Consider the following 2,642-nt stretch of genomic DNA (forward strand, 5'->3'; position numbering starts at 1 on the left):
CTGGTGGACGACTTCGCGGTGATCCTGCTGGACGCCTCGATGCCGACGATGGACGGTTTCGAGACCGCGACGCACATCAAGCAGCGGGAGCGGACGCGGCACATCCCGATCATCTTCCTGACCGCGCTTGACTACGACGCGCGCCTCGCGTTCCGCGGTTACCAGATCGGCGCGGTCGACTTCATCACCAAGCCGTTCGACCCGTGGGTGCTGCGGTCCAAGGTCGCGGTGTTCATCGACCTGTGGCAGAAGAGCGCGGACCTGACCACGCAGGCGATGGACCAGATGGCACTGCAGGACGCGGTGACGAAGGCGTTGGCGCTCCTGGGCGCGGGCGACCAGAACGGCGCCATGTCGGTGCTGCGCGCGGTCCAGGCCAAGCACGCGGTGCCGCGCCTGCGCTGACCACTGCCGTGACCGCCGCCGCCGTGACCGCCGCCGCGGTCGGGATGCCTGGAATCGCGTCGTGGCGCCGGCCGACATCCGCGTCAGCGACGAGGCTCGTGATCATCATCGCCGGCGGCACCGCGGACTCGCTGAAGAAGGCGCCGGCCCGGGAGCCCGAACGGGGCGCGTGCCGACCGTTCCCGGTGGGGCGCCCTGTCGCCCGCGGCCGCGGCCCGGCAAGATACGGGCATGTCCAACGCCCCACTGACCTCGGGCGACCAGTTCGGCGTCTCCGTCGACGTCGAGCACCACGGCGCGGCCACGGTGCTGCGGGTCGCCGGCGAGCTGGACCTGCTGACCACTCCGACGTTCACCCAGGCCTGTGAGCAGGAGCTGGGGAAGCGACCGCCCGTGCTGGTGATCGACCTGACCGGCGTCACCTTCCTCGCCTCGGTCGGGATGTCGGCGATCGTGTCCGCGCACGAGGCGGCCGGCGAGCGGACGAAGGTGCGCGTCGTGGCCGGCACGCGCGACACCCTCCGCCCGATCCGCGTCACGGGCCTGGACAAGCTCCTGTCGGTGTACTCGTCGCTTCCCGAGGCCCTGGAGGCCCTGGCGGACCCCGAGTCCTGAACGAGCGGCTCCGGCCGCCGTCAGGCCGGGACGGGCCGGCTGTGCAGGGTCACCGTCGTGCCGTCGGCGTCGCCCTCGACGCTCAGGTGCTCGACGCACGCGCGCATCAGCCGCAGGCCCTGCCCGCGCGTGCTGGACCCACTCTCGTCCGGGGCGAGCCAGCTGCCGTGGTCCCGGACGGTGAAGTCGGCGCGGCGCGAGCCGTCCGGCGCGCGGTGGATGGCGGCGTGGACCGCGACCGTCTCCTCACGTGGCGGGTCGTGCGGGCCGATCCGGTAGCCGTGCTCGATGCTGTTGCTGACGGCCTCGTTGATCGCGAGCACGAGGTCGTCCGTGTGCGCCGGCGACCAGCCGTGGGCTCTCAGCCAGGCCCGCACCTCGTCCCGTGCGACGGACGGGGAGATCCAGTCGGCGGCGAGGACCAGATCCAACGTCGGCGCGACGGCGGCGCGCGTGGGGTCGTTACCCAGTTGACGTTCGGGGCTCGGCGGCACGTCGTGATTATCCCAGCTGTTCGGGCTACCGCAGATCGCCGGCGGCGATCGCGTCTTCCACGCTGTCGTACAGCGCGAGGATCTGGTCGAGGCCGACGATCTCGATCGGCCGGATCACCGGCCGGTTGTGGTCGACCACGACACGCAGCGGCTGGAAGCCCTCGCGAACCGAGGCCTCCCGCGCGCTGTCACGCAGCGTGCGCAACCCGACGGAGCCGAGGAACCGCACCTGTGTGAGGTCGAGCACGAGCGTCCTGGCCATCAGCACGCGGAACGCCTCGGCGATCGCCGAGGACAGCCGGTGCGCGGTCAGTCCGTCGATGTCCCCCTGGACCCGCAGGACCAGCACGTCGCCGTGGTCCTCGGGCCGGACGGTCAGTAGCTGCTCGCGGTCGGGCCGCTCCGCGACGCCGTCGGGAGTCAGCTCGTCGCTTGCTGGTTTCACGGGTCCGAACAGTACCGGGGGCATACTGCGGGCATGGGGACCGACGCGTTGGTGTTCGATTTCGACGGCCTGCTGATGGACACCGAGACCACCTCACTGCGCGTGTGGCAGTACCTCTGGCGGTCCTACGGGCTGGAGCTGGACGTCGCCACGTTCTTCGCCCCGCACGGCGGTGACGTGATCGCCGAGCGGTACGCCGCGCTCGCGGCCGCCGTGGGCCCCGGCTACGACCACGCCGAGAGCCACGCCCGCCGGCTCGCCTACCGGGACGAGCTGCACGCCGTGCTCGAGCTGGCCGACGGCATCGACGCGTGGCTGACCGAGGCCCGCGACCTGGGCCTGCGGCTCGCGGTCGCCAGCAGCTCGCCCCGCGAGTGGATCACCGACCACCTGTCCCGCATCGGCTACCTGGACCGGTTCGAGCTCCTGGCCTGCGGTGACGAGGTGTCCGCCGCGAAACCGGCCCCGGACGTGTACCTGCTGGCACTGTCCCGGTTGGACGTGCCCGCGGACCGCGCGGTCGCCTTCGAGGACACGGTCCACGGCGTCGCGGCGGCGAAGGAGGCCGGGCTGCGGTGCGTGGCCGTCCCGCACCCGCACGCGGACCCCGCGCTGTTCACCGCGGCGGACGTGCTGCTGACCAGCGCGGCGGACGAACCGCTCGCGTCGGTCCTCGCCGCCGC

5 protein-coding genes are annotated in these 2,642 nt (G+C 72.3%); 3 read left to right on the forward strand and 2 right to left on the reverse strand.

Going from position 1 to position 2,642, the window contains the following annotated elements:
* Together ACJ73U_RS06920 and ACJ73U_RS06925 are read left to right on the forward strand one after the other, a co-directional pair.
* On the forward strand, window positions 1-405 hold a 405-nt coding region (locus tag ACJ73U_RS06920), incomplete at its 5' end, for a two-component system response regulator (protein ID WP_407776690.1).
* A gap of 231 nt (window positions 406-636) precedes the next feature.
* The gene (locus ACJ73U_RS06925) at window positions 637-1,020 is read left to right on the forward strand and encodes an STAS domain-containing protein (protein ID WP_407776691.1); all 384 of its coding nucleotides are present in this window, start codon (window positions 637-639) and stop codon (window positions 1,018-1,020) included.
* A gap of 20 nt (window positions 1,021-1,040) precedes the next feature.
* Here the strand turns inward: ACJ73U_RS06925 and ACJ73U_RS06930 are convergent, their stop codons facing one another.
* Complete coding sequence (locus tag ACJ73U_RS06930; protein WP_407776692.1) at window positions 1,041-1,514, reverse strand: ATP-binding protein; 474 nt, start codon at window positions 1,512-1,514, stop codon at window positions 1,041-1,043.
* A 25-nt stretch (window positions 1,515-1,539) separates the two neighbouring features.
* The gene (locus tag ACJ73U_RS06935) at window positions 1,540-1,959 is read right to left on the reverse strand and encodes an anti-sigma factor antagonist (RefSeq protein WP_407776693.1); all 420 of its coding nucleotides are present in this window, start codon (window positions 1,957-1,959) and stop codon (window positions 1,540-1,542) included.
* Window positions 1,960-1,992: 33 nt separating this feature from the next.
* On the opposite strand from ACJ73U_RS06935, the gene ACJ73U_RS06940 reads away from it, so the two are divergent.
* Window positions 1,993-2,642, forward strand: a 650-nt coding sequence (locus ACJ73U_RS06940; RefSeq protein ID WP_407776694.1) for an HAD family hydrolase, incomplete at its 3' end; no start/stop codon positions are given.

This window comes from Actinophytocola sp., assembly GCF_045807065.1.
Classification (GTDB): Bacteria; Actinomycetota; Actinomycetes; order Mycobacteriales; family Pseudonocardiaceae; genus Actinophytocola.

Excerpts from the sequence above, each read along its gene's own strand:
- ACJ73U_RS06925 (WP_407776691.1), top strand. The coding sequence starts at position 637 with ATGTCCAACGCCCCACTGACCTCGGGCGACCAGTTCGGCGTCTCCGTC.